Genomic DNA, 6,378 nt, shown 5'->3' on the forward strand with positions numbered 1-6,378 from the left:
CTGGTCTTCTGGTCAGGTGAGCTTGGGAAAATAAAGTCTTACCAAGCCCCTCCCTTTAGGGATGGGGTTCCTGACCTCTATCTCCTTTTCGTTACGCAGAGGTAGCCAAAACCCGGCACCGAGTGGTGTGGCTCACCGACGGCATCTCCAGAGAAATGCCCAATGAGGCCCACCACAGAGCAACCTCTGGGTAAAATTATGCCAGATCGGGCATCGAGAGGGAAAATAGTAGGTTAGTAAAACCAGTTTATGGGGGCACAGATTATGGCAGTATCGGTACAATTTATTAACGGAGTGGATGAAGAAATCAGTGGGATTAGCCTCCGCAAAGGTCGCCAGTCGGGGACGAAAACTGTGGTGCTGTTTTTCGAGCGGGTTTTGGCGATGGAAAAGGGGCGCAGTTTTGTGAATCAAGTGGATCGGTTGTGGTTGCGCGACGAGGAAGGGGAAATCGAAGTCACGCCGAATGGAATTAAGTTCAAATTTGTGGATGATGATAATTTGGCGCAAGCGGAATGCGCGTTTGACGTGATGTCAGAGGAGGCGTGGGAAAGGGTGATGAGATTTTTGCATCGCTACGCCGAGGCGCATGGGTTTGAGTTTCAGACCCCTGGAGGTTAGAGGGCGATCGCCAGGGGATGTTCGACCTCGAAGCGATCGGCATTTTTCCCAGTGATTTGTGATTGTCAACTGGGCTTTGGCACGATGGGGGGCGAGGGGGGGAGAGAAAATTGGAAATGGCAATCGGCGATCGCTGAGGCAATTTTGTATCAAAAACTACAAAAAAACTTCGCGTGGCGGTGATACTAAGGTACGATGCGGGTTATCAGAATTAAGCAGTAAAACAGCCTGAGGAGTCAAAAGCTTGAAAAAAGTAGAAGCAATTATTCGGCCCTTTAAACTCGACGAAGTTAAAATCGCCCTCGTGAATGCGGGGGTTGTAGGGATGACCGTTTCGGAAGTCCGAGGCTTTGGGCGGCAAAAAGGCCAAACCGAGCGTTATCGCGGTTCCGAGTACACCGTGGAATTTCTGCAAAAGCTGAAAGTCGAAATCGTCATCGATGACGATATGGTGGATATGGTGGTGGATAAAATTGTCTCCGCCTCGCGCACCGGGGAAATCGGTGATGGGAAAATCTTTATCGCCCCGGTGGAGGAAATCGTCCGCATTCGAACCGGAGAGCGGAACCGGGAAGCCATCTAGGGGATGGGGGAGAAGGGAAAGTTTCAAGTCTTAACCCTGGGGTGTCCGGAGCGAAACGTTTCCTCCGGCTTTATGCCATCCCACAGCCACAGCGGTTTATTTCCACCTTTGGCTTTATCCTTCCCCCTTCAACCCACTCTGCGTTGCCGCTGAGTGGGGTTTTTTATCGCCTCAAGGTCGAAAGTTGAGGCACTAGGATTTCAAAGGCTTTGCCGCGATGGCTGAGACGTTGTTTGGTGTAGGGGGTCATTTCGGCAAAGGTCTGACGTTGTTGCGGGTGATAGAAAACCGGGTCGTAGCCGAAGCCATTGTGACCGCGCGGTTGGTGGAGGATTCTGCCTTGACAGACGCCTTGCGCTTGCAGGGCAATGGAACCATCCGGGTGGGCGATCGCGATCGCGCAGACAAACTGGGCCTCGCGATTCAGTTCGTTTCCCAGTTCGAAGAGCAGGCGTTCGATCCGCTCTCGATCGGTTTTGCCATAGCGGGCGGAATAGATGCCCGGTGCCCCGTCGAGGGCGTCCACTTCCAAACCCGAATCATCGGCGATCGCCCATTTCCCCGTGGCTAACGCTACCGTTGAAGCCTTGAGACAGGCATTTTCCATAAATGTCTCCCCCGTCTCCTCTACCTCTAATTTCTCGGGTTTGAGTTCCAGTTCCCAGCCGAGATCTGCCATATACTGCTGCATTTCCTCCAGCTTGCCCGAGTTGCTCGTGGCAACCACCATTGGCGTTAAATTGTCCGCAGAGCCTTCCATATTCATCCTTAAGCCGTCGATAGATTTACGATAGACAACCAGTGTCAACCCTCAAACCGGGAATTAAACGTGACTGGCCCATTCTTTCGCCCAGGCTAAAGTTTCGCGAACCTCCTTCATGGTGGGAGCTTCACAGTATAGACGCAACACCGGTTCGGTTCCGCTAAAGCGAATCAGGAGCCAGCGCCCATCGGCCAAACGGAACTTGTAGCCATCGATGCTCAGACAGTCCATCACCGAGTGTCCGGCAATTTCTTTGAGGGGTTGGCTCGAGAGTTGCTCGCGCAGACGATCGCGCACCGCTAGACTGGTGAGGGGCAAATCCAGGCGATCGTAACGGTAGTGAAACTCGGTGCGATCTTGCAATTGAGTGTAGAGGTTGCCCAAATCCGAACCCGACTTGACGATGGCTTCGAGCAAGTAGAGGGCAGAGAGCAGGGCATCCCGTTCTGGGATGTGGGTGCCATAACCGATGCCTCCGGATTCTTCGCCCCCGATCGCTACTCGGTTTTCTAACATGCGATCGGCAATGTATTTGAAGCCGATGGGGGTTTCCATAATTGGGAGGTCATACAATTTGGCGATTTTGGGGATTAAGTCCGAACCACTGACGGTTTTAATCACTGCCCCCGAGAAGCCCCGACGTTGGGCGAGGTGTTCGATTAAGATGGGGATCAAGCTTTGGGAGCTGAGGAAATTGCCATCCCCATCCACGGCGGCGATTCGATCGGCATCGCCATCAAAGACGAAGCCCACCGAGAGGCTGTTGTGGCTGCGGCGGTGCGTTCGCATCAAACGAAAAAGTTGAGAGAGGTAGCGCGGTAAAGGTTCCGGTGCGCCGCCGTCAAACAGGGGGTCGCGATCGCCATTAATTTCGCGGATCGGCACTTGGAGAATTTGCGCCAAACCACTCGCCGCCGCCCCATGCATGACATCGGCAAATACTGTCAGTTCTCCGGCGGTGATGGCACGGGCAATGGCGTCGATATCCACCTTTTCGCGCAGCATTTTGCAGTAATCCGGCCACAGATCGAAGCGTTCCAGGGTGCCTGGGGTAGGGGCAGGTGCGGTTTCCGGGGGGGTTTCGAGCAGCGCTTCAATTTGTTTGGTGACTTCCGGAGGCACGGATCCGCCAAATGCCCCCTTGACTTTGAGTCCCAAATAGGGGGCTGGGTTATGACTGGCGGTCATTACGATTGCGCCGAGGGCTTGTTGTTGGTTCGCCACCCAACTAAATGCCGGGGTGGGGGCATAGGTTTGCGACAGACGCACGTCAAAGCCGGCGTTTTGGATGGATTGTGCCGCAACCTGAGCGAACTGTTCTGCCATAAAGCGGCGATCGTAGCCAACGATAATGGTACGATGAGCCGTGGTCGAACCATAGACTCGTTCCAGAACTCGGGCTGCCACGGGTGCCACTTTGGCCACGCGATCGAATGTAAAATCTGCGGCGATCTCCCCCCGCCAGCCATCGGTGCCAAACTTAATCGGCGGATCTAGGACTGGGAGAACAGAAGTTGGAGAACTCATAAGGATATGCCTCAAAAAACTACGCGGGTTAAAGAGTAGGCTCGGGTGGTTGGAATGGTAGATGAGCCTTTTCAAAGGAGAAACCGATTGATTTAGGTTTCCCCCTTGCGCCGTGAATCATCCCGCCGGAAGTATTTAAACATTTTATCAAAAAATCTGAGTCAAACTCAATCCGTTATCGGCAGAATTTATGATTTTTTAAACTTTGAGGAAGTCGGCGTTTTGTGGGGGAAGATAGCGGGGGAGCGCGCGACTAGAAACTCCCCAGGAAATATGCAGCAAGGCTAGGGTTTAGACAAGACTCTGGCAAGAGCGCATCCGAGTGGGTGTCAATATTGATAGAATGAGTGGGAACTTTAGAATCAGTCTGATTCCGTAGCAGAATTGAGTCGATTTTTTGATTGTGGTTGATTTGGGAGTATTCTATCGAAGATGGCAAACATAATTGGAACGCCGACACCGGACACTTTAACGGGAACCATTGAATCCGACACGATACTCGGTCTGAATGGTGAAGACATCATCGACGGGGGTCCGGGCAATAACTCTATCAATGGCAACCAAGCCGCTGATATTATTCGCGCCGCTGAAGGTGACGATAACTTGCGCGGCGGACAAGGGAACGACATCCTATTTGGCGGGGGTGGAAACGACACTTTATTTGGGGATTTAGATAACGATACCCTCTATGGAGAAGACGGCAACGACCTGGTATTAGGCAACCCGGGAAGAGATATGTTGTTTGGCGGGCAAGATAACGACACCTTGCAAGGCGGAGCAGATGACGACACGATTTATGCCGGAGAGGGAGACGATACCCTATTTGGGGAAGACGGCGACGATATTTTATTCGGCAATAGAGGCGACGATTTGCTCTTCGCCGCAGAAGGGGATGATACCCTGTATGGGGGACGGGATGAAGATAGTTTGTTTGGGTTAGATGACAACGACCGATTATTTGGGGATTTAGACAGTGACTTTCTCAATGGGAATCAAGGGAATGATAGTTTAGATGGGGGAGAAGCAGAAGACACCTTGCGCGGCGGTCGCAATGACGATATTTTAGTGGGTGGCGCGGGGAGTGATTGGTTATATGGGGATTTAGGTGCAGATACTTTGACCGGGGATACCGGCACCGATTATTTTGTGTTGCAGAAAAATTTCGGTGTAGATTTGATTACGGATTTTAACGGGCAAGAAGATTTCTTTGCGATCGACCAAGAAGAGTTGCAATTTGCCGAACTCTCCTTCGTGAATGTGACCAATGTCGGTCCGGATAATAGTTTGAATCAAAGCACGGTCATTTTGATTACCGAGAGCGAACGAGTGGTGGCGATATTGCCCGATGTGGTGGCATCGAGTATCCGGTCGGCGGATTTTGTGACCCTCACCGGAGAACCGGTTTCAGCAGCACCGCCCTCCGATGATGGAGGGGATGGCGATGACACCGAGGATTCTCCGATTGGGTTTGACGATTTGCTTGGCGACGAAGGTTCAAACGAAACGGACGAAGGAAATGGAACCGATGAAAATAACGATACGAATGGAACCGAAGATCCATTTGGATTTTTCTCAGCCAGCACCAGTTTTCTGCCTACCGAAAGTTCGGAATTAAGTTTATTTTAAACGGCAATTAACCGCTTAAAAAAAGCGCCAAAGAAAGGAAGGCGGTTGCCATTAGGGTGCGCGACGAATTAACCCTCGGATTCAGATTCGAGGGTATAATTGTCTGAAGAAAGGGCGGGGGGACTGGGGGAATCTTCACCGAGTTCCGGGATTAAATGCCGAACAATGGAGCGCACTTTCATGCGTTCGATGTAAGGCCAACCGCCAGAGGCTTCGATATCGCGCAACAGGGCATAAAGGGCTTGGCGATTGTCCGGCAAAGCTTCCAAAAATAAACTATCCCGAATATCGCGATGGAGTTGCTCGATGGTTCGCAGCAGATGTAAAAGCGCCAGACAATTATCGCGTTCCTTGTGAGCCAAGGTGCGAATTTCCTCGATAATTGCGGTCAAATCGCGGGGCTTTTCTTGGGGGTCAAACTCTCGATTGCGGTTCATATTTTTTCGGTTGATTGACAACGATGGGAGTGTGAATGGAGATCCAGGTGGGTGATAGAGTGTGTACCTGGGGACCCCCAGGCGCTTTTCCACAGTGGCACAGGGCGAGGGATGGAGTTAGCCCCCGCTCGAGCCAGATGCGGTGGGTTCGACCCGCCAGGGGGTCGGGGGGGGTGAAGCGGGTGGAATCGCAGAAGGGGCGTTCCCCCTTCTGCGAAAAAGGGCTTCACAAAAGACCTACTTCGTGGCATTTTATCAATCAAGGTTACTCCCGCGAAGCAATCCGATTGCTGATTGTAAAGGGAAAAGCGTTGAGTTACGATCCCGGTTTTTCGGTACAATGCTCTATGGCATCTTGCACCGCAGTAGAAAGCTGGGTCTGTGAAGCTTGAATGTGCATCTTCGATAAGGAGATGGAGGGTCAAGCGCCGGCCAGTGATTTCTCGATCGCCTATGGCAAGAGTAAATTCCCGTCAAGAAAGCGGCGGAAGCTGTTTTGAGGGAGCGATCGCGCCACGCGCGATCGCAGCCTATTTGAAGAGTGTAAAACCGACGCCAACCGATCCGGATTCCGATTGAGTTTGGCATTCTTTCGAGGCGATCGCCTGCCAAGATTGGCTGAGTAATTTTACTCAGCCCTGGGACAGTAAAATCCCTGACCCAGGAGTTTTAAACACCCGAAAGGCCATCGTAAATTTCACGATCGCTCGTGAAATTGTCCAGTGAATAAATTTGAGGTTGACCGTCAGCACCCCGCTCTAAAGAGACGGGGCTTCTAGTCCCTGACTTTAGGTAGCTGACCAGCCTAAGCCCTACGAGGG

General features: G+C 52.0%; 7 protein-coding genes. 4 read left to right on the forward strand and 3 right to left on the reverse strand.

The genetic code is table 11. The features are described 5' to 3' along the window. Nucleotides 1-264: 264 nt before the first annotated feature. Nucleotides 265-621, forward strand: a complete 357-nt coding sequence (psb28, locus tag LKK83_RS12740) for a photosystem II reaction center protein Psb28 (RefSeq protein ID WP_324631524.1) — start codon at nt 265-267, stop codon at nt 619-621. Nucleotides 622-865: 244 nt separating this feature from the next. Then, the gene (locus LKK83_RS12745) at nt 866-1,204 is read left to right on the forward strand and encodes a P-II family nitrogen regulator (RefSeq protein WP_324631525.1); all 339 of its coding nucleotides are present in this window, start codon (nt 866-868) and stop codon (nt 1,202-1,204) included. Nucleotides 1,205-1,367: 163 nt separating this feature from the next. Here LKK83_RS12745 and rdgB read toward each other — a convergent pair whose 3' ends face one another. Further along, a complete protein-coding gene (gene rdgB / locus LKK83_RS12750; protein ID WP_324631530.1) occupies nt 1,368-1,964 on the reverse strand; it encodes an RdgB/HAM1 family non-canonical purine NTP pyrophosphatase in 597 nt (198 codons plus the stop codon). Nucleotides 1,965-2,027: 63 nt separating this feature from the next. Further along, complete coding sequence (locus tag LKK83_RS12755; protein ID WP_324631526.1) at nt 2,028-3,494, reverse strand: phosphoglucomutase/phosphomannomutase family protein; 1,467 nt, start codon at nt 3,492-3,494, stop codon at nt 2,028-2,030. A 432-nt stretch (nt 3,495-3,926) separates the two neighbouring features. On the opposite strand from LKK83_RS12755, the gene LKK83_RS12760 reads away from it, so the two are divergent. Beyond that, the gene (locus LKK83_RS12760) at nt 3,927-5,120 is read left to right on the forward strand and encodes a calcium-binding protein (RefSeq protein ID WP_324631527.1); all 1,194 of its coding nucleotides are present in this window, start codon (nt 3,927-3,929) and stop codon (nt 5,118-5,120) included. A 68-nt stretch (nt 5,121-5,188) separates the two neighbouring features. Here the strand turns inward: LKK83_RS12760 and LKK83_RS12765 are convergent, their stop codons facing one another. Then, nucleotides 5,189-5,557: a hypothetical protein gene (locus tag LKK83_RS12765; protein ID WP_324631528.1), complete on the reverse strand. Its 369-nt coding sequence runs from the start codon at nt 5,555-5,557 to the stop codon at nt 5,189-5,191. Nucleotides 5,558-6,010: 453 nt separating this feature from the next. On the opposite strand from LKK83_RS12765, the gene LKK83_RS12770 reads away from it, so the two are divergent. Next, nucleotides 6,011-6,136 (forward strand): hypothetical protein, encoded by a 126-nt coding sequence (locus LKK83_RS12770; protein ID WP_324631529.1) that lies wholly within the window; start codon nt 6,011-6,013, stop codon nt 6,134-6,136. The last annotated feature ends 242 nt before the right edge of the window (nt 6,137-6,378 follow it).

Source organism: Phormidium sp. CCY1219 (genome assembly GCF_035615515.1).
Lineage (GTDB): Bacteria > Cyanobacteriota > Cyanobacteriia > Cyanobacteriales > Laspinemataceae > CCY1219.

Bases quoted from the DNA above. Each gene is read 5' to 3' on its own strand.
- psb28 (WP_324631524.1), top strand. From the start codon at position 265: ATGGCAGTATCGGTACAATTTATTAACGGAGTGGATGAAGAAATCAGT.
- rdgB (WP_324631530.1), bottom strand. From the start codon at position 1,964: ATGGAAGGCTCTGCGGACAATTTAACGCCAATGGTGGTTGCCACGAGC.
- LKK83_RS12755 (WP_324631526.1), bottom strand. From the start codon at position 3,494: ATGAGTTCTCCAACTTCTGTTCTCCCAGTCCTAGATCCGCCGATTAAG.
- LKK83_RS12760 (WP_324631527.1), top strand. From the start codon at position 3,927: ATGGCAAACATAATTGGAACGCCGACACCGGACACTTTAACGGGAACC.
- LKK83_RS12765 (WP_324631528.1), bottom strand. From the start codon at position 5,557: ATGAACCGCAATCGAGAGTTTGACCCCCAAGAAAAGCCCCGCGATTTG.
- LKK83_RS12770 (WP_324631529.1), top strand. From the start codon at position 6,011: ATGGCAAGAGTAAATTCCCGTCAAGAAAGCGGCGGAAGCTGTTTTGAG.